Here is a 17,837-nt window from a genome sequence, read left to right as displayed (position 1 = left end):
GGACCGGACGGACAATGCCGATCGAACATGCCGCCATCATCGGCGCCGGGATATCAGGGCTGACCGCTGCCCTTGCGCTTTCGCGCCGGGGTATCAGTTCGGAGATCTTCGAGCAGTCGGGCGAACTCACCGACATCGGCGCCGGATTGCAGGTTTCGCCGAACGCTTCCCGCATCCTTGCCGAACTCGGTATCCTTGAAGGCCTGTCAAAGGTCTGGCTCGAGCCGGACGCGATCCGGCTGATATCGGGTGGGTCGCTCCGCCAGCTCGCGGCGGTGCCGGCCGGCAAATTCGCGCGGGAACGCTGGGGCGCTCCTTATGGCGTCCTGCACCGCACCACATTGCAGAAAGCCCTTTTGGCTGCGGTTATGGCCGATCCGCGCTGCCGGCTTCACCTTGGCGTGCGGATAGATTCGACCCTACCGCCTTTCGAGCGGGCGGCCGATGTTGTGATCGGCGCCGACGGCGTCTGGTCGAAGCTGCGGCAATTCGTTCCGGGCAGCCCCTCGCCGCGCTTTTCCGGCAATATTGCCTACCGCTTCACCATTGCCGAAACGGAGGCGCCCGGTTTCCTCGACCGGGCAAGCGTTTCGGCGTTTCTCGGCGGTTCGGCGCACCTCGTCTGCTATCCGCTGAGAGAAAGCGGCAGCTTCAACATGGTGGCGATCACCGCCGGTAATATCGCGCCGCAGGCCTGGCAAAGCGAGCCGACGGCCGAACAACGGGCGCAGCTGCGGGCACGCCTTTCCGGCTGGAATGCCGCGATCGTCTCGCTGCTCGACAAACAGAAGAAGCTGACGTTCTGGCCGCTGTTCGAAACCACATCAGGTGTATGGCAGGACGCGCGCAGGACAGTTCTGATCGGCGACGCAGCGCATGCGATGATGCCTTTTGCCGCCCAAGGAGCGGCGATGGCGATCGAAGACGCCTACGAACTGGCAGCGCTTCTGTCGAACCGTCCCGCGGCAGAAGCGCTGTCACTCTTCGAACAGCATCGGGCGCCGCGCATCGCGAAGCTTCGCCAGCGTGGCGCCTTCAACCGGTTCGCCTATCATGCGAAAGGACCGATCCGGATCGGCCGCGATCTCGTGCTCGGCCTCAAGCCGCCGCTGAGCCTGGCGGCCGATCTCGACTGGATCTATGGCTATCGGGCTGTCGATCTGCCGTGAGGCGCGACGACAAAGCGCGTCTGGTCAGACCGCGCTTGCTGCGGCAAAACCCCGTTCGATATCGGCCTTGAGGTCGGCCACGTCCTCGATGCCGATCTGCAGGCGGATGACCGGACCATCCGTCGGCGCCTTGGCGACCTTGCGATCGTTGAGATAGGCATGCAAAGCGAGGCTTTCAAAGCCGCCCCAGGAATAGCCGAGACCGAAAATCCTGAGCGCGTCGAGGAAGGCATGCGCCTTTGCTCTGGACTTCTCGGGACCATCAGCGGCAAGCACGAAGGAAAAGATGCCGCTGGCGCCTTTGAAATCGCGCTTCCAGAGATGGTGAGAGGGGAAACTCGGCAGGGCCGGATGCAGCACGCGGGCAACGTCCTCCCTGCCCTCCAGCCATTCCGCGATATCAAGCGCGCTTTCATAATGCCGCTCGAGGCGCAGGCCCATGGTGCGCAATCCGCGCAGGATCTGATAGGCATCATCGGGTGCACCGCAAATGCCGAGCACGCCGTTTGCTTCCTTCAGCCGCTCCCAGTGCTCGGCATTGGCCGAAACCGTTCCGAGCAGGATGTCGGAATGGCCGGACGGATATTTCGTCGATGCGTGGATCGAGATGTCGACGCCGTGATCGAGCGGCTTGAAATAGACCGGCGTCGCCCAGGTATTGTCCATCATGACGACGGCGCCGTGGCGGTGCGCAACCGCCGAGATCGCCGGGATATCCTGCATCTCGAAGGTGTTGGAGCCGGGAGCCTCGGTGTGGACGAGCTTCGTGTTCGGCCGGAACAGCGCCTCGATGCCGACGCCGATCTCCGGGTCGTAATATTCCACCTCGACACCGAGGCGCTTCAGCATCGTATCGCAGAAATGGCGCGTCGGGCCATAGACCGAATCGACCACCAGCGCATGATCGCCAGCAGCGACGAAACCCAGGAACGGAATGGTGACGGCTGCAAGGCCCGACGGCACAAGAATCGTGCCGGCCGAGCCTTCGAGCGCGTCGATCGCCTCGCAGAGCGCATCCGTCGTCGGGGTGCCGCGCGTCCCGTAAGTGTATTTCTGCGCGCGAGTCTCCATCGCCCGCGCATTCGGAAACAACACCGTCGAGGCATGCACAACCGGCGGATTGATGAAGCCGTGATAGTCGAAGGGGTCGTTGCCGATATGGGTCAGGCGAGTGTTGATGCCGGCATTCTGCAGCAAGCTGTCTTTGTCTTTCATGTGGGGAATAGCCTTTGGCAAGGGGACGCGAAACGAAACTTTTGGACGCCCTGCCGTTTCCGGTCAACCCCTTGAGGACAGGCCGCGGCGATGTCCGGGAGCGGCGAAACGCACGATTTTCGCGTTATTTTTCCGCAACAAGGCGCCCACTTCATAGTCAAATGCTCACCAATGCAGCGCAATCTACCAAAATGCTGAATTTTGCCGCAATTATTGAGCGCGACACTTGACCATAGTGACATTTACGACTGTGATAGACCCACTCGCGCCGGGAGGGTGTCGAGACAATGGGGAGGCGACGGATTGTCGGCACGCACTCCCCACAAGAAAAGATAAGACAACGGAAAAGGTTGGGAAAATGAAAAATAAGCTCCTGTCCGCCGCCATCGGCGCAGCAGTTTTGGCAGTTGGCGCCTCGGCCGCCTCCGCCACCACTCTCTCAGACGTCAAGGCAAAGGGTTTCGTTCAGTGCGGCGTCAATACCGGCCTTACTGGCTTTGCGGCACCTGACGCTTCCGGCAATTGGGCCGGCTTCGACGTCGACTTCTGCAAGGCGGTCGCTTCGGCCGTGTTCGGCGACCCCACCAAGGTCAAGTACACGCCGACGAATGCGAAGGAACGTTTCACCGCTCTGCAGTCCGGTGAAATCGACGTTCTCTCGCGCAACACGACCTGGACGATCAACCGTGACACCGCGCTCGGCTTCAATTTCCGTCCCGTCACCTATTATGACGGCCAGGGCTTCATGGTGCGCAAGGGCCTGAACGTGAAGTCGGCTCTCGAACTTTCCGGCGCCGCAATCTGCGTGCAGTCGGGCACGACCACCGAACTGAACCTCGCCGATTATTTCAAGACGAACAATCTGCAGTACAATCCGGTCGTCTTCGAAAATCTTCCTGAGGTCAACGCGGCCTACGACGCCGGTCGTTGCGACGTTTACACGACCGACCAGTCCGGTCTCTATTCGTTGCGTCTGACGCTGAAAAATCCCGACGAACACGTCATCCTTCCTGAGATCATCTCAAAGGAGCCGCTTGGCCCGGCCGTCCGTCAGGGTGATGATCAGTGGTTCGATATCGTTTCCTGGACGGCTTATGCGCTGATCAATGCCGAAGAGTTCGGCATCACCCAGGCAAATGTCGACGAGATGAAGAACTCGCCGAACCCTGATATCAAGCGCTTCCTCGGCAGCGAGACCGACACCAAGATTGGTACCGATCTCGGCCTGACCAATGATTGGGCCGCCAACGTCATCAAGGGCGTCGGCAATTATGGCGAAATCTTCGAGCGCAACATCGGCCAGGGCAGCCCGCTTAAGATCGCACGCGGCTTGAATGCTCTGTGGAACAAGGGCGGCATCCAGTACGCACCGCCGGTTCGTTAATCGAGCTTTGGCATGAAATCCCGGGAAGGCGGCGGAGCCGCCCTCCCATCTTCCAAAAAGTAAAAAGAAAGCCCGAAAACGGGCACAAGGGGATTGGCGCGGCATGACGCATGGGGCTGTGGATAGGACACCTTTGCATGACACCGGCTGGAGTTTCCGGTCGGCAATGTACGACCCGAAATACCGGAGCATATTTTACCAGCTTCTAACAATCGTTGTTCTCGTGGGCTTTGTATGGTGGGTGGCCCACAACACGGCCGTGAACCTTGCCCGCAGCAATACGGCATCGGGTTTCGGCTTTCTTCGCGGCCGCGCCGGTTTCGAAATCGGCCAGTCGCTGATCACCTTTTCGAGTGACTCGACTTATGCGCGCGCACTTCTCGTCGGTATTTTGAATACCTTGCTGGTGGCGGTGACTGGTATCTTCACGGCGACCATCATCGGCTTCCTGATCGGGATCGGCCGGCTGTCGCGCAATTGGCTGATTGCCAAGCTCTGCACGGTCTATGTCGAGGTTTTCCGCAACATTCCGCCGCTGCTCGTCATCTTTTTCTGGTATCTCGGCGTTCTCTCCGTTTTGCCGCAGCCGCGAGAGTCGGTGGGTCTGCCGTTCAGCATGTACCTCAACAACAGAGGACTGGCCTTCCCGAAGCCGATCTTCGACACGGGCATGATAGCAGTCGGCATCGCCCTGGTGATTGCGATTGTCGCCAGCATCATCATCGCGCGCTGGGCCCATAAACGCCAAGCCGCAACCGGCCAGCCGTTCCACACCGTATGGACGTCGATCGCGCTGATCGTCGGCTTGCCATTGCTGGCCTTCGTTGTCTCCGGCTTTCCGCTCACCTTCGACGTTCCGGTTGCCGGAAAATTCAACCTCACGGGCGGCTCCGTCGTCGGCCCAGAATTCATGTCGCTGTTTCTCGCTCTGTCCTTCTACACCGCCTCGTTCATCGCCGAGATCGTTCGCGGCGGCATTCGCGGCGTTCCAAAGGGACAATCCGAGGCAGCCGGCGCGCTGGGGCTGCATCCGTCGAGCGTGACGAGACTTGTCGTGGTGCCGCAGGCGCTGCGCATCATCATCCCGCCGCTGACGAGCCAGTACCTGAACCTGACCAAGAACTCCTCACTCGCCATCGCGATCGGTTTCTCGGATCTCGTTGCCGTCGGTGGCACGATCCTCAATCAGAGCGGTCAAGCGATCGAGATCGTCTGCATCTGGGGTATCGTCTATCTCAGCTTGAGTATTCTCACGTCGCTGTTCATGAATTGGTTCAATGCCAAGATGGCACTGGTGGAGAGATAAGATGTCGGTCGCCGATAAACCCTTTGTCAGAACGTCCATCCTTGCCGCCGAACCGCCGCCCCCCGGCGAGAGGGGAGCCGTCGCCTGGATACGTCGCAATCTCCTGGCAACCCCGAAGGACGTGATCCTGACGATCCTGGCTCTTGCGCTCATAGCATGGGCCGTGCCGCATCTCGTCAACTGGCTGTTCATACAGGCCGTATGGTCCGGGCCGGACCGCACGTTCTGCGCGACAACGATCCAGGGCGGCATCCAGCCTGACGGCTGGAGTGGCGCATGCTGGGCTTTCATCAGCGCCAAGTACGATCAGTTTATCTTCGGCCGTTATCCGCTGGGTGAGCGTTGGAGACCAGCGATCGTCGGGATCCTGTTCATTCTGCTGCTGGTTCCGATGTTGATCCCGTCGGCGCCGCGCAAGGGCCTGAACGCCATTCTTCTGTTCGCCGTCCTGCCGGTCATCGCCTTCTGGCTTCTTCACGGCGGCTTCGGCCTCGAAGTGGTGGAGACTCCGCTCTGGGGCGGGTTGATGGTGACGCTCGTCCTTTCCTTTGTCGGTATTGCCGTCTCCCTGCCCTGCGGCATTCTGCTTGCGCTGGGACGCCGCTCGAAGATGCCCGTCATCCGGATGCTTTGCGTTACCTTCATCGAGGTCATTCGAGGCGTTCCGCTGATCACCGTCCTGTTCATGGCAAGTGTCATGCTGCCGCTCTTCCTTCCCACAGGCTGGAACGTGGACAAACTGCTGCGGGCGCTGATCGGTGTGTCGATCTTCACCTCGGCCTATATGGCGGAAGTGATCCGCGGCGGCCTTCAGGCGATCCCGAAGGGACAGTTCGAAGGCGCCGATTCACTTGGGCTCGGCTATTGGCAAAAGACCCGGCTGATCATCATGCCGCAGGCCATCAAGCTGGTCATCCCGAGCATCGTGAACACCTTCATCGGAACGTTCAAGGACACGTCGCTGGTCACCATTATCGGCATGTTCGATCTGCTTGGCATCGTCAAGCTGAACTTCTCCGATGCCAATTGGGCAAGCGCCGTCACGCCGATCACGGGCCTGATCTTCGCGGGCTTCATCTTCTGGCTGTTCTGCTTCGGCATGTCGCGCTATTCAGGTTTCATGGAACGCCATCTCGATACCGGCCACAAACGATAAGAACGCTACAACGATAAGAATGAGGGAAAATAGTCATGGCTGAAGCTCCAGCGAAAAAGCTCACCGTTTCCGCAACGGAAGTGGCGGTCGAGATCGTCAACATGAACAAGTGGTACGGCGATTTCCACGTGCTGCGCGACATCAACCTGAAGGTCATGCGCGGCGAGCGCATCGTCATTGCCGGCCCGTCGGGTTCGGGCAAGTCGACGATGATCCGCTGCATCAACCGGCTGGAAGAGCATCAGAAGGGCCGCATCATCGTCGACGGCACCGAACTCACCAACGATCTGAAGAAGATCGACGAAGTACGGCGCGAAGTCGGCATGGTGTTCCAGCACTTCAACCTCTTCCCGCATCTGACGATCCTCGAAAACTGCACGCTGGCGCCGATCTGGGTCCGCAAAATGCCGAAGAAACAGGCCGAAGAAGTGGCCATGCACTTCCTGAAGCGGGTCAAGATCCCGGAGCAGGCCAACAAATATCCGGGCCAACTCTCCGGCGGCCAGCAACAGCGCGTGGCGATCGCGCGGTCGCTGTGCATGAACCCGAAGATCATGCTATTCGACGAGCCGACTTCGGCGCTCGATCCCGAAATGATCAAGGAAGTGCTCGACACCATGGTGGGTCTCGCCGAGGAAGGCATGACCATGCTCTGCGTCACGCATGAAATGGGCTTTGCCCGCCAGGTGGCCAACCGGGTCATCTTCATGGACCAGGGCCAAATCGTCGAACAGAACGAACCGGCCGAGTTCTTCGATAACCCGCAGCACGAACGCACCAAGCTGTTCCTCAGCCAGATCCTGCACTAAAGCGCGGTTGCGATCTTTCAGATTCGCGTGCCGCGCTTTAGGCCTTTGTTTTTCCGCATGTCTTTGTCGCAAAACCGCTGCACACTTTTGCGAGACATGCTTTAGGAAGTATCCTTTGAAAAGACCCGCCGAACCCTGTGGTTCGGCGGGTCTTTTCACGTTCAGCGGGAGGCTGTCGCCTGCAGCAGACTGCAGAGACCGGCAAGACCGGAATCACCGCCGGAGGCGGAGATATCGGCGCAACGGACGAGCATCTTGCGCTGCTCATTGACAGGCCTCGCCTGGAAGGCCGCCAGGGTGCGGATCTGGGACGCGCTGAGGCTGCGCTCGCCCGCGGGTCTGCCGCTGCTGCCTGCCCCATCTACCCTGCCGATGGCGAGATCGGCATCGACGCCATTACCGCCGCCAACCGAGGCCGTGGCGTTGGCATCGATTCCATCGGAACCGCCGGTGCCTTCATTGAGATCGGCATTGACGCCCCGCCCGATCCTGGCGTTGACGTCTGCGTCGAGACCGCGGCCGCCGCCGGCACTGGCGGTCGTATCGGCATTGACGCCATTCGAGCCGCCAACGGAAGCATTGGCATCGGCGCTGATGCCGCGCCCGCCGCCAATCGAAGCCCCGACATCGGCGCTGACGGCATTGCCTGCATTCACCGACACACCGACATCGATCGCACGCGCATCGCTTGCCGGCATGGCAAGGAGGGCGCAGGTGGATGCGAGCACTGCAAAGGAGAGTCTATTGTGGTTCTGGGTCATGTCTTCCTCCGTTTCCATTCCGGACGATCTGCCCGGCAGTCGAAAATCGAGGAACGCGCGCACCTTCGATCGATCGGACGCCTGCAACTACAGGACGTCCATGGCAAGGCAACGTGAAGGGATGACGAATGTTTCACGACAGGGCGCAGCAAGTCGGTTCGGCGGCGTATAATGATGTTTCGCGGTTATTGAATTGCGAATCGCCCGACCGACTGTGCCAAAAGCGGGCATGTCTGCTGACAGTCGGAGGGCTGCTGAAGTATTCGCTCCGATGGCGCCAGCAATCTTCAGCCGGCGGCGAATAATCCGATGACAGCTTTTCCTTGATATCGACCACAGCTGTCGCGGGCATTGGCTTTTCCACCAGCGATTGAACATGCTAAAAATAACTCCCTTTCCGCCTGGATATATCAAGCGGGAAGTCCATGTTTCAGAATGTTCTCATCTGATGGAACTGGAGGTTTAGAATGGGCATTTTCGACAAGATCAAACATGCAATCTTCGGAGAGGCGAAAGCAGCCGAACCCGTTGCCGCCGGGGCGCCGAAGACAGAGACGGCGCAAGCGCCTGCCTCACCGTCGGCAGCCCCCAGTCCGGCGCCTGCGGCCCCTGCCCCGCAGAGCAAACCGGTCCCCACGGCCACCGCGCCAAGCACAGCTACAGTCGATATCGTCCCGATCCTTGACGCGGCGGTAAAGAAGAGCGGTCAGAAACTCGATTGGCGCCGCTCGATCGTAGACCTGATGAAAGCCGTCGGGATGGATGCGAGCCTGGCCGAGCGCAAGGAACTTGCCGCTGAACTCGGCTATACCGGCGACACCAACGATTCCGCAAAAATGAACATGTGGCTGCACAAGGCATTGATGAAGCGGCTTTCGGAAAACGGCGGCAAGGTACCGGCCGACCTCCTGGATTGATCGACGACGGACAGCTGCCGCCATTTCTGTGGCGGCAGCGATGCGGGCAACGTCTCCGGCAGATGCGGATCCCCTTGCCCGCAGGCGCTGGAACCAATAACGTTTGGCTCGATACTTGGTAATCGATCAGGGGAGAATTAAATCCGATGAGATTGATGGCAGTCGTTGGTGTTGCACTTAGCCTGGGCTTTATATCGGCCGCAGAATCTCCGTCAAACTATCAATCCTACAGCGGCATTCGGGTCGATACCGACCCGGTCCTCCTGGCTCGATACGACAAGGCACTCCAACACTGCGTGCCGGAGGCAAGCTCATGGCGACGAGGCTCGCCGGACCCGCGAAGCCTGCACTACAACGCGGCTCTCAGAAATTGCCTCTACAGGCGCAGCTTTGTTGACAGAGGTGTCTACGCCTACCCCATCCCCAAGGTCTACTTCGATCATTTCCTGGACCGCTGAGAAGAGCCGAGCCCTTCAGAGGCCTATCTAACAAAAAACCCGCCAAACTTGGCGGGTCTGTCTTCAATCGCGATGCTGCCGCTACCGCATAACTCCTTAAAACCGAATCGATTTGCGGACAAAATTATGCAGCAGTTCAAAGTGCTGCAGCGTCCTTTGCGCGTCTCAAAAGACGCGCGACGCTGTCGTCAGCGTTTGCCGCCAGCTGGTGGCCGGCCCTTGCCCGCCGGGCGGTTGCCGCTTCCGGACGCTGTCTTGGCGTCATTGCCCTGACCGAAGTTGGTGCCGCCGAGATGGCCACCGCCGCTGGTATTGGCAACCTGGCGCTGCGCTTTGCGCAACAGTGCCTCTGCATTGGTCTTGCTCATGAAATTCTCCTCAATGGCTGGAAAACCCAGCCGGAATGCCGGCACTGACTTCCGCGGTCAAAGACCGAAGGCATATCAGGCAGCGACGATGTGCGTTTGCTGGAGGCTTGCGTCGATCAAAGACTTGCCTGCATTCATGACGATTCCCCCTCAACCGGCATGACAATCACCCTCCGGCGGCTGCCGGACGGCGCAGAAATCGATTTTGAAAGGAAAGATCAGCCGGGACGCCAGAGCGCAAACCAAGCTCGACAAGCAATTTCGATAGATGAATCAATATGACGGCAATGTGTTTAAAACAAGTTCCCGGCTTCCTGCCTGGAGAAGCGTTGCCGACTGCTTTTGCCGATTCATAGAAGATAATCATCCTGCGGCGTCAGTTGGAACGCTTCTTGCAGAGTTACTAATATGTTTATGATGCAAGGACCAAATGTCATGAATCGGTACACATCGCATCAGTTTCCCGCGCTGAGGATCCTCATGAGCGGCCAGGAAAAATACAGCGTCGTCAGGACCCTCGGAGATGCAGCGACCATGCTCATTTCCGAATGGCCGGGCGATGATGGCGAGGAGTACGTCGTGGCGGTGAGGACATGCCTCGACGCCATCCGCGGAACCACGCCCCCGGGCGCCGCGCGGGAAGCGTTGATGAGAGCGGCTGATGAAGCCGGCATCCGCTACCTCTCGGTCGTTCACTGAGATCGCTCGAGCGGATTCAAGGGAAGAATTTGCGTAAACGCTCGAGCAGTGCAAATCCGCCGCTCGAACAGATATGGGCACCGCGTTCCTGAGCTTTGGCGAATAACGGAACGACTGCCGAATTCGAACCGCGCGCATCTTCCTGGCTTCGCCATTTCAAGCGCGTTTGAAGCAAGGCATTTCTGCCTTCCGATCGACCTTCGCAATTTCGCACATGGTCTTTCCCGCGTCACACGAATCGAAATAAACATCGAACGCCGATCAATGGGTAATTAAGGGAATAATATAATAATGCGCGCTGGTATCGTAACAGTATTGATTGCCATGGGATTGCTTACTGCCTGCACGCCGACGCGTCAGGACTATGATGCTCTCGTCACATTGCTGCAGGGCAGCTCGAGAGCGAGAAATGAAGCCGTCAAAGAATGCGTGAGGGGCTTCGACGGAAAGACCACTCGCAACTTCGGCCTTTTGACAAACACCTCGGACAAAGACGCTGCCCGCGTTGGCTGCAATCGATTTGTCGCAGCGATCGCTTCCGGTCGCGCCACCTATGACGACGTCGTTGACATCAGACGCCACCGGCCCACTCCGAAGCTGATCAAAATTTTTCAAGGTCGCTAAACAGGATGCGCCGCCGGCTTGCGGTGTCAGGCTCGCAAGCCGTCCGCCCAAAGTCGTTTAAGTAGCAACGAGCCGATCTTGGTGTACCGGCATTGCGATCGGCGTTTACCTTATCGTCTTGCTGCAACTTTACGATGCTCTACGCTCTTGCTAATTGTTGCCGTCAAGGGCATGGGGGCTAGAGCATGGCAGATTGGTATTATGCGGTCGGACAGAATCAAAAGGGTCCTGTTGGCGAAGACGAACTTCGAGAACTCATCGAAAGCGGGCAGATCACAGGCGAAACCTACCTGTGGCATGAGGGAATGGACGCACGGCAACGAGCCACCGAACATCCAGAGTTTGCGTCAGCCTTCGTTGCGCCGCCACCTTTGCCTGTCGTCCAGCTTTCTAAGCGACCACCGCCCGCTTTCGAACCGCGTGTAGGCGGAGAAGGCGTGGTCATCACGTCTCGACCATGGCCTCGTTTCTGGGCGAGGTTCATCGACAATCTCATATTTGTGCCGCTCCTCGGGTTCTGTATCTTCCTCCTGGCGGTCTTGTATGCGCCGGACGTCTACTTACAGATTGTCACGATGAACACGGGCCTATTCGGTCTCCTTCTGCTACCGCTCGTCACCCTATTCCTCGCCCTGTGCATGATCACAACGGGTTATACGCCCGGCAAGGCTATCGTCGGCGTGCGCGTACCTGTTCCCGTTGACCGCAGCCGCATCGGCTTCTTCCTCGGTAGAGAGTTCAAGGTGTGGGTCGCCGGCCTGGGTCTCGGCATACCCTTCGTCGCCCTCTTCACGCAAATCCACCAATACCGCCGCCTCGCGGAAGGTAAGACCGCAAGCTACGACGAAGGCAATCCTCCGGTCGTCGCCAATCCGTCGAAGATGCGGCTTGGAACGGCGATCGTGGTCGTCATGGCCCTGTTCACGGGCCACATCGTCCTGCGGGTCGAGGATCAAGAGGCCTCCAGAAACCTCGCCGCCACCCAGACATGGGTCAACCCGGTGACGAAGAAACCAGCAATCATCGGAAAGACCTGGCAGGCGAAGGAAATGACCACCAATAGCGGCCGAGCTTTCTACTTCGCCTCCAACGACCTACTCGCCGAGGCTATACTCGGTTACGAGCAGTTTCCGTCCGAAGGAATCGAGCCCGCCGCCTATGCGGATGCGATCAAGAAGGCGGTCGCCTCAGACATCAGCATCACCACTGAATGGAAGCCAGTCACCGTTCAGGGGATACCCGCTCTGCGAGCCACAGGAAAGTCCGTAAACTTCAATGACGCCAACGTCGAGGTGACCATTGTCGTTGCCGGCCGTGACGCATGGAGGACACTGATGTTCGCAAGGGGTAATTCACCCGCGCAATCGGCCGAGAAGGACAAGTTCGTGCAAGCAATGTTCGGGACGGCAAACTGAGCATATCGAAATGCCGTGTTATTGCCCATAAAGCCTCGGCAAGATCTAACCTTTCCTGTGCTCATTGTGGATGTAAAATCGACAATGTTCAGCGGGTGCTCCCAGCGGACGGCGCGCGTGAACACAGGCGGCTGTAACGCAGGCCGTCGCGCGGATAAAGCTGTCGATCTGCCAGAAGCGACGCCGGATCTTCCGGCGGACCGAGAGGCCAGACGTATGTGGGCGTGGAGTCCGGTAATCTTGAAGGCTGTCCAGACGCATCTGGCGCTGCGTAAGATGGTGGCGACCCCTGCAGGAATCGAACCTGCGACAACCTGCTTAGAAGGCAGGTGCTCTATCCAGCTGAGCTAAGGGGCCGTCCGGCGGCCGCGTCTCACGAGCGCGACCGGATGCGGCATATCTGGACCAGAAATCTCAATGCGTCCAGGGCTGCGTGCGGGTATAGCGGAAATTGTCCGGATAGGCGACGACCTGGCGGACCGGATCCTTCGGTGCGATGACGCGGTATTCGATGCCATTGCGCTGGGCGTAGGCTTCGGCGAGTTCCTGCGTTTCGAAGGTGAGCTTCACCTGCTGGCGCATATCGCCCGAGGAAGTGTAGCCCATGATCGGATCGATCTTGCGCGCCGACTCCTGATCGTATTCAAGCACCCAGAGATGGGTCTTGGCCTTGCCGGACTGCATGGCGGTCTTGGCTGGACGATAGATCTTGGCAGACATGACTGCAGCGTCTCCGACTATGCGGGCAGCGCCCGCCTTTCATGGTCTCAATCCCGTTGCCGGCCCGTTCTCGGACCTTGGCATCATCGCTGAGGATAATGCCAAGAGATGAATTTTGCTTAGCCGCGAATCCCCGCTTTTTCAAGAAAAAAGGCGGTGTGCGACGCAGCCGTCGACTCCGTTCGCATGACCGCCGAAACCGCCTCCCCTTCAAATCCGGTGATTGCCGGCCGGATTTCGCAATATTTCCGCTTGTCTCACCTTGTGATCACAACCTGATTGCCGCTGCCTTCCCTCGGCACTAGTTTACGGCTCAATCGATTTCAGTGGATTTGCAGCTCATGATCAAACGTTCGGCGGAGTTCAATGCCATTGTGATAGGCGCTGGCATCACGGCGTTCTTCTACGTTGTCATCAGCTACGCCCAATATATCGGCCTGATCGCCCACGGCTGAGGTAGCCTTGTGCTGACGTACAATTGCGCCAGGCAAACCGAACTCGTGCGCCTGGCAAGCAGGCTGGCGGCCTATCAAGATTTTTCTGTCTTGCATCCACGGGTCTGGCGAGGAATCTTCGACCAGAGCTGGATTTATGGGTTGCGACGGCGAAGTGAACCGTGTATCTCCCCTGCCATTCACGGCACGGAGTGTAGCGCAGCCTGGTAGCGCATCTGGTTTGGGACCAGAGGGTCGGGAGTTCGAATCTCTCCACTCCGACCACCGTTTTTCCCACTGAATTTAATATTGAATTTGGTATCGCCGCGATCACGCCGGGAACGGGCTTTGTGAAAGCACCTGCCGCCGTGGGCGCAAATTCCTACAAGCCGCTTACACTAATGCTGCCCATCGTCTATCCCCTCGTCCCTGATTTCGCGCCAAATAAAAAATGTCAGCAAGGGGTTCTTGCGCACGAATTCTCTATTGGCTTTATCCTTGCGAAACTCCCGCCACGACCGCGAAAATAAATAACTCATCAGGCCCGGCAGAAATAGTATAGCAAGAAGCACCCAAAGAATATCGTATGTATATCTAACGAACCCCTGCATACGCTCCACGCCCCCACTTAAATTTCCCAGGGCAAGCACGCCAAGTAAACAGAGGATGAAACCTACTAGACAGATAATACTTACGCGCTTTGTCACCTTACCCTCCAAAGAAACCCGTGCTCAGCATACGGCCATACGCGAGAGCCAACATATCATCGAAGAAATAAGCATCTTCCCATTATGGTAGAGAAATGATGATTCGCTTCACTTGCATATTTCTGGTGGCGTCCCTCCTCGGCTCCTGCGCCTTTCCGTATCCGCGCGCTTAAGCCGACTGTCCGTTCGACCAGAGGGTCGGGAGTTCGAATCTCTCCACTCCGACCATTCAAATATCCCGATATTGTTGAATTCCTTGACAGGCAGCACCGCTGCTCGCGGTCGCGTGCGCCGCTACTTCGCCTTCTTCGTCGTCGTGGCGCTGACGATCCTGTCGCCCGGCTTGATTCCGAGTTTGGCAACGATGCCGGCGTTGAGTTCGACGACGTATTTCACCGCGCTCATCGAATCGATGATGTCGCGCGAATAGGGCACCGCCTTTTCCTTGATGTGGCGGATCGTGCCGGTGTCGTCGGCAAAAAGCATGTCGAGCGGCAGTATGGTGTTTTCCATCCACATGGTGACGCGCCGCGGCTGGTCGAAATCGAAGATCATGCCGGCATCATCGCCCATCGTCTTACGAAACATCAGTCCGCGAGCGCGCTGATCCGGGGTCGCGGCGATCTCGACGGTGAAATGCAGCACCTTGCCCGCAGCGGTCTGGATGAGCAGCGGCTCCTTGTCGAACCGCATCTCCTCGTCAGCGAACGCCGGCAGCGCAACCATGAAAAAAAGCGCCAATAAGGCGCTTCTGATGGCATCAAATAGGATTAGGCCGCGCATGTTCAGTGCGACCGGCTTGCCGGGCTCGGAACGTCAGGATGGATCTCTGCGGCCATCAGGCCCTTTTCGCCGTCGCCGAAGCGGACGAGGACCACCTGGCCGGGGCGCAGTTCCGTCAGGCCAAAGCGGCGCAGCGTTTCCATGTGCACGAAGATGTCTTCGGTGCCCTCGCCGCGCGTCAGGAAGCCGAAGCCCTTGGTGCGGTTGAACCACTTGACCAGCGCACGCTCGAGGCCGCTCGTCGCGGTGACCTGCACATGGGTGCGCACCGGCGGCAGCTGCGAGGGATGAACCGCGGTCGATTGGTCCATCGAGAGGATCTTGAAGGCCTGATAGCCGCGCTCGCGGCGCTGGATGAGGGCAACGATGCGCGTTCCCTCGAGGATCGTCTGGTAACCATCGCGGCGCAGGCAGGTCACGTGCAGGAGAACATCCTGCAAGCCGTTGTCGGGCACGATGAAGCCGAAACCCTTGGCGACATCGAACCACTTGACGACGCCGGTGATTTCAACAAGATCGACCGCCTCTCCTGATAGCTCGTCGAGGTCGGAGTATTCGTTCGATGAAATCCTGTCAGCCATTGTCGCCAGCCCCTCGAATACGCGTCACACTGTTACGGTTAACTGATTCTTGAAATCAAGATTAACATCTTGGTAACGGATAAGCGCAAGTCCTAGTTTTCGGTTATTCCCAGGTGCACATTTTATAAAGTTGACTTGCCCGAAGCTGACCTCGGTTCGCCGAAAAAAGCCAGCCCCAATAAAGGAGTAAATAGAATGCGTTATCTACATACAATGGTTCGTGTCAAAGACCTGGACGCCTCGCTTGCCTTTTACACCACGCTGTTCGGACTGGAGGAAATTCGCCGCCACGAAAACGAGAAGGGCCGCTTCACCCTGGTTTTCCTGGCTGCTCGCGACGATCTCGACCGTGCGCGCAGCGAAAAAGCCCCCTGCCTCGAGCTGACCTACAATTGGGACACGGAAGATTATAGCGGAGGTCGCAATTTCGGCCACCTCGCTTATGAGGTCGACGATATTTACGCCACCTGCCAAAATCTGATGGACAACGGCATCACCATCAACCGGCCGCCGCGCGACGGGAACATGGCCTTCGTGCGCTCGCCCGACGGCATCTCGATCGAAATCCTGCAGAAGGGCAGCCCGCTTCCGGCCACTGAGCCCTGGGCCTCGATGGGCAATACCGGCGCCTGGTAAGGGTTTTTGCCGCAAGGCTTTTGCGAGGCTTGCGGCTTTTTCGATTTCGGGTCCGGCCGGCGCCTCGGCGCTTGCCGCGATCCGACGCCGCAGGCAATCTCCTGACGACTCGAAGCGGAAGAGAAGCGTTTTTCGCCGATTTTCCGCATCAACTGGAGACTGTCGCTTGCGTAAGATGCTGATGCGGATGCCCGTGACGGGCGCTTTGCTGATCGCCACCTCGGTGCTGGCGCTGTCCGGCTGCGCGTCGGACAAGAAGGCGCTCGATTCGGCGGCGGTTGTTCCGGCCGTGCCGGCCGCAGCGCCGCAGCTGGCCACGGCAGCGCCTGCAAGCCCTGCCCCACGTTCGGTCTATACCGATCCCCGGCTCGTCAACGTCTCCGGCGTCCAGGGCGCGCCTCAGGTGGTGGCACAAGATCCGAATGCAGCCGTCCCGCCCGCCGGCTCGGCGACGGCGGCGCCCGCCAATATCGGCGGGCTCGTCCTGCAGTCGACTAGGATCAACGCGCAGGCGATGAGCATCTTTTCCGATCACCAGCCGGCGCCGCAGAACAACAGCACGTCCACCGTCATTCAGCCGCAGGCCTATGTGCCGGTGGAAGGTGCAGCACCTGCCCGAAGCAGCGTCTACAGCCAGCCGCCCGTGCCCACACAGCCGGCGGAGCCGGTGCTGCCGCAGCAATCCTCACAAAATAGCAGCATGCAGCTTGCGCCCGTGCAAACAGCGTCGCTGGCGACGGCCAGCATTCCGACCTCGACGATGAACGCGCTCTACAGCGCGCCGAAGCAAAACCTGCTCGGCAGCCTCTCGGGCCTGCTGCACAAGGCGGCCCTGCCCGGCATGACGCGTATCGCGCCGAACGGGCTGCATCTCCAGAACGAAAAGGTCGAGGTCGGCTGCTTCAAACCCGACCTGCTGAAAGTGATCAAGATGGTCGAAAGTCATTTCGGCCGGCCGGTCATCGTCACCTCCGGCTACCGTGACGAAGAGCATAACCGCCTCGTCGGCGGCGCCGACGAATCGATGCACAAGAGCTGCGAGGCCGCCGACATCCAGATCGACGGTGTTACGAAATGGGATATCGCCGCCTATATCCGCTCGTTGCCGGACCGCGGCGGCGTCGGCACCTACTGCCACACGGATTCGGTTCACCTCGATACCGGCAAAACCCGCGACTGGAACTGGGGCTGCGGCGGCAAGCGCGCACCGATAGCGACGGCAAGAGCGATCTGACGGCTGCGCGATTTTCGCATTACGTTACGGCAGCTGCGCCTCGTCTCGTTAAAGAAACAACCGGCAGCCTATTGATTCAGCTTCAATAATCGGCTTCTCGAACGCAGTCGGATTTCCTGTCATTTTTTTGAAAGAAAACCGCAATTCCGCTTGCGGGATTCAAAACGCCTGACTATAAGGGCGCCACCACGAAGGAAGCGCCCTTCGTCTATCGGTTAGGACACCAGATTTTCATTCTGGGAAGAGGGGTTCGACTCCCCTAGGGCGTACCACTTTCTCTCCAAATAGAAGCCATCACTTCCGCTTGCAGAAGCCGGCGCGCGCTCCTATTTTAACGAGGCTGCCTGCGCCCTTCGTCTATCGGTTAGGACGACAGATTCTCATTCTGTAAAGAGGGGTTCGACTCCCCTAGGGCGTACCACTCCTGGTCAAAGAAGCCATTCTCGGCGTTCTATTTAACC

20 protein-coding genes and 4 tRNA genes are annotated in these 17,837 nt (G+C 58.8%); 15 read left to right on the top strand and 9 right to left on the bottom strand.

Annotated elements, in window-relative coordinates; genetic code table 11:
* Positions 1-14 precede the first annotated feature (14 nt).
* Positions 15-1,169, top strand: coding sequence for an FAD-dependent monooxygenase (locus OLZ32_RS13625; protein ID WP_264421312.1), 1,155 nt, complete (start codon positions 15-17; stop codon positions 1,167-1,169).
* 24 nt (positions 1,170-1,193) lie between these two features.
* Here OLZ32_RS13625 and OLZ32_RS13620 read toward each other — a convergent pair whose 3' ends face one another.
* Entirely contained in the window at positions 1,194-2,384 is a 1,191-nt protein-coding gene (locus OLZ32_RS13620) for a cystathionine beta-lyase (RefSeq protein ID WP_264395644.1), read from the bottom strand.
* 358 nt (positions 2,385-2,742) lie between these two features.
* Here OLZ32_RS13620 and OLZ32_RS13615 point away from each other — a divergent pair, with 358 nt between their 5' ends.
* The 4 genes from OLZ32_RS13615 (at position 2,743) to OLZ32_RS13600 (ending at position 7,039) form a co-directional block, all read left to right on the top strand.
* Positions 2,743-3,768, top strand: coding sequence for an amino acid ABC transporter substrate-binding protein (locus OLZ32_RS13615; RefSeq protein ID WP_003559026.1), 1,026 nt, complete (start codon positions 2,743-2,745; stop codon positions 3,766-3,768).
* Between the two features lie 103 nt (positions 3,769-3,871).
* Positions 3,872-5,074: an amino acid ABC transporter permease gene (locus OLZ32_RS13610; RefSeq protein WP_003539256.1), complete on the top strand. Its 1,203-nt coding sequence runs from the start codon at positions 3,872-3,874 to the stop codon at positions 5,072-5,074.
* 1 nt (position 5,075) lies between these two features.
* Complete coding sequence (locus OLZ32_RS13605; RefSeq protein WP_003539254.1) at positions 5,076-6,230, top strand: amino acid ABC transporter permease; 1,155 nt, start codon at positions 5,076-5,078, stop codon at positions 6,228-6,230.
* A 35-nt stretch (positions 6,231-6,265) separates the two neighbouring features.
* Complete coding sequence (locus tag OLZ32_RS13600; protein WP_264421307.1) at positions 6,266-7,039, top strand: amino acid ABC transporter ATP-binding protein; 774 nt, start codon at positions 6,266-6,268, stop codon at positions 7,037-7,039.
* Positions 7,040-7,200: 161 nt separating this feature from the next.
* On the opposite strand, the gene OLZ32_RS13595 is transcribed toward OLZ32_RS13600, so the two are convergent.
* Positions 7,201-7,800, bottom strand: a complete 600-nt coding sequence (locus OLZ32_RS13595) for a hypothetical protein (protein WP_017988214.1) — start codon at positions 7,798-7,800, stop codon at positions 7,201-7,203.
* Positions 7,801-8,267: 467 nt separating this feature from the next.
* Here OLZ32_RS13595 and OLZ32_RS13590 point away from each other — a divergent pair, with 467 nt between their 5' ends.
* Both OLZ32_RS13590 and OLZ32_RS13585 read left to right on the top strand, forming a co-directional pair.
* Positions 8,268-8,717 carry a DUF3597 domain-containing protein gene (locus tag OLZ32_RS13590; protein WP_264421305.1) on the top strand — a complete coding sequence of 150 codons (450 nt, stop codon included), beginning with the start codon at positions 8,268-8,270 and terminating at the stop codon, positions 8,715-8,717.
* Positions 8,718-8,863: 146 nt separating this feature from the next.
* Positions 8,864-9,175: a hypothetical protein gene (locus OLZ32_RS13585; RefSeq protein WP_264421303.1), complete on the top strand. Its 312-nt coding sequence runs from the start codon at positions 8,864-8,866 to the stop codon at positions 9,173-9,175.
* 188 nt (positions 9,176-9,363) lie between these two features.
* On the opposite strand, the gene OLZ32_RS13580 is transcribed toward OLZ32_RS13585, so the two are convergent.
* Together OLZ32_RS13580 and OLZ32_RS13575 are read right to left on the bottom strand one after the other, a co-directional pair.
* Positions 9,364-9,543, bottom strand: a complete 180-nt coding sequence (locus OLZ32_RS13580) for a hypothetical protein (protein WP_003539245.1) — start codon at positions 9,541-9,543, stop codon at positions 9,364-9,366.
* A gap of 166 nt (positions 9,544-9,709) precedes the next feature.
* Positions 9,710-9,910: a hypothetical protein gene (locus OLZ32_RS13575; protein WP_155248937.1), complete on the bottom strand. Its 201-nt coding sequence runs from the start codon at positions 9,908-9,910 to the stop codon at positions 9,710-9,712.
* 41 nt (positions 9,911-9,951) lie between these two features.
* On the opposite strand from OLZ32_RS13575, the gene OLZ32_RS13570 reads away from it, so the two are divergent.
* From OLZ32_RS13570 to OLZ32_RS13560, 3 genes are all read left to right on the top strand, one after another.
* Positions 9,952-10,242, top strand: a complete 291-nt coding sequence (locus OLZ32_RS13570) for a DUF982 domain-containing protein (protein ID WP_011651794.1) — start codon at positions 9,952-9,954, stop codon at positions 10,240-10,242.
* Between the two features lie 291 nt (positions 10,243-10,533).
* Positions 10,534-10,866: a hypothetical protein gene (locus tag OLZ32_RS13565; protein ID WP_029873137.1), complete on the top strand. Its 333-nt coding sequence runs from the start codon at positions 10,534-10,536 to the stop codon at positions 10,864-10,866.
* 185 nt (positions 10,867-11,051) lie between these two features.
* On the top strand, positions 11,052-12,281 hold the full coding sequence (locus tag OLZ32_RS13560; RefSeq protein ID WP_264421299.1) for an RDD family protein: 1,230 nt from the start codon (positions 11,052-11,054) through the stop codon (positions 12,279-12,281).
* 280 nt (positions 12,282-12,561) lie between these two features.
* Here the strand turns inward: OLZ32_RS13560 and OLZ32_RS13555 are convergent.
* Both OLZ32_RS13555 and OLZ32_RS13550 read right to left on the bottom strand, forming a co-directional pair.
* A tRNA-Arg gene (locus OLZ32_RS13555) sits at positions 12,562-12,638 on the bottom strand.
* A gap of 57 nt (positions 12,639-12,695) precedes the next feature.
* On the bottom strand, positions 12,696-13,001 hold the full coding sequence (locus OLZ32_RS13550; protein ID WP_003539138.1) for an ETC complex I subunit: 306 nt from the start codon (positions 12,999-13,001) through the stop codon (positions 12,696-12,698).
* Between the two features lie 642 nt (positions 13,002-13,643).
* Here OLZ32_RS13550 and OLZ32_RS13545 point away from each other — a divergent pair.
* Positions 13,644-13,720: transfer RNA gene (locus OLZ32_RS13545), tRNA-Pro, on the top strand.
* Positions 13,721-13,833: 113 nt separating this feature from the next.
* On the opposite strand, the gene OLZ32_RS13540 is transcribed toward OLZ32_RS13545, so the two are convergent.
* The 3 genes from OLZ32_RS13540 to OLZ32_RS13530 all read right to left on the bottom strand — a co-directional run bounded on the left by OLZ32_RS13540 (position 13,834) and on the right by OLZ32_RS13530 (position 15,506).
* Positions 13,834-14,142, bottom strand: coding sequence for a hypothetical protein (locus OLZ32_RS13540; protein ID WP_264421297.1), 309 nt, complete (start codon positions 14,140-14,142; stop codon positions 13,834-13,836).
* 294 nt (positions 14,143-14,436) lie between these two features.
* Complete coding sequence (locus OLZ32_RS13535; protein WP_264395650.1) at positions 14,437-14,925, bottom strand: DUF192 domain-containing protein; 489 nt, start codon at positions 14,923-14,925, stop codon at positions 14,437-14,439.
* A 2-nt stretch (positions 14,926-14,927) separates the two neighbouring features.
* Positions 14,928-15,506 carry a cold-shock protein gene (locus OLZ32_RS13530; RefSeq protein ID WP_003539135.1) on the bottom strand — a complete coding sequence of 193 codons (579 nt, stop codon included), beginning with the start codon at positions 15,504-15,506 and terminating at the stop codon, positions 14,928-14,930.
* Positions 15,507-15,701: 195 nt separating this feature from the next.
* Here OLZ32_RS13530 and gloA point away from each other — a divergent pair, with 195 nt between their 5' ends.
* From gloA to OLZ32_RS13510, 4 genes are all read left to right on the top strand, one after another.
* Positions 15,702-16,142 carry a lactoylglutathione lyase gene (gloA, locus tag OLZ32_RS13525; RefSeq protein WP_017988206.1) on the top strand — a complete coding sequence of 147 codons (441 nt, stop codon included), beginning with the start codon at positions 15,702-15,704 and terminating at the stop codon, positions 16,140-16,142.
* Between the two features lie 175 nt (positions 16,143-16,317).
* A complete protein-coding gene (locus tag OLZ32_RS13520; protein ID WP_406648215.1) occupies positions 16,318-17,376 on the top strand; it encodes a YcbK family protein in 1,059 nt (352 codons plus the stop codon).
* 197 nt (positions 17,377-17,573) lie between these two features.
* Positions 17,574-17,648 (top strand) — tRNA-Glu (locus OLZ32_RS13515).
* A gap of 74 nt (positions 17,649-17,722) precedes the next feature.
* Positions 17,723-17,797: transfer RNA gene (locus OLZ32_RS13510), tRNA-Glu, on the top strand.
* Positions 17,798-17,837 lie beyond the last annotated feature (40 nt).

Origin of the sequence: Rhizobium acaciae, assembly GCF_025941625.1 — a bacterium.
Taxonomy (GTDB): Bacteria; Pseudomonadota; Alphaproteobacteria; order Rhizobiales; family Rhizobiaceae; genus Rhizobium; species Rhizobium acaciae.
Note: the sequence above shows the minus strand (reverse complement) of the source record. Positions and strands in the feature narration are given on the sequence as shown.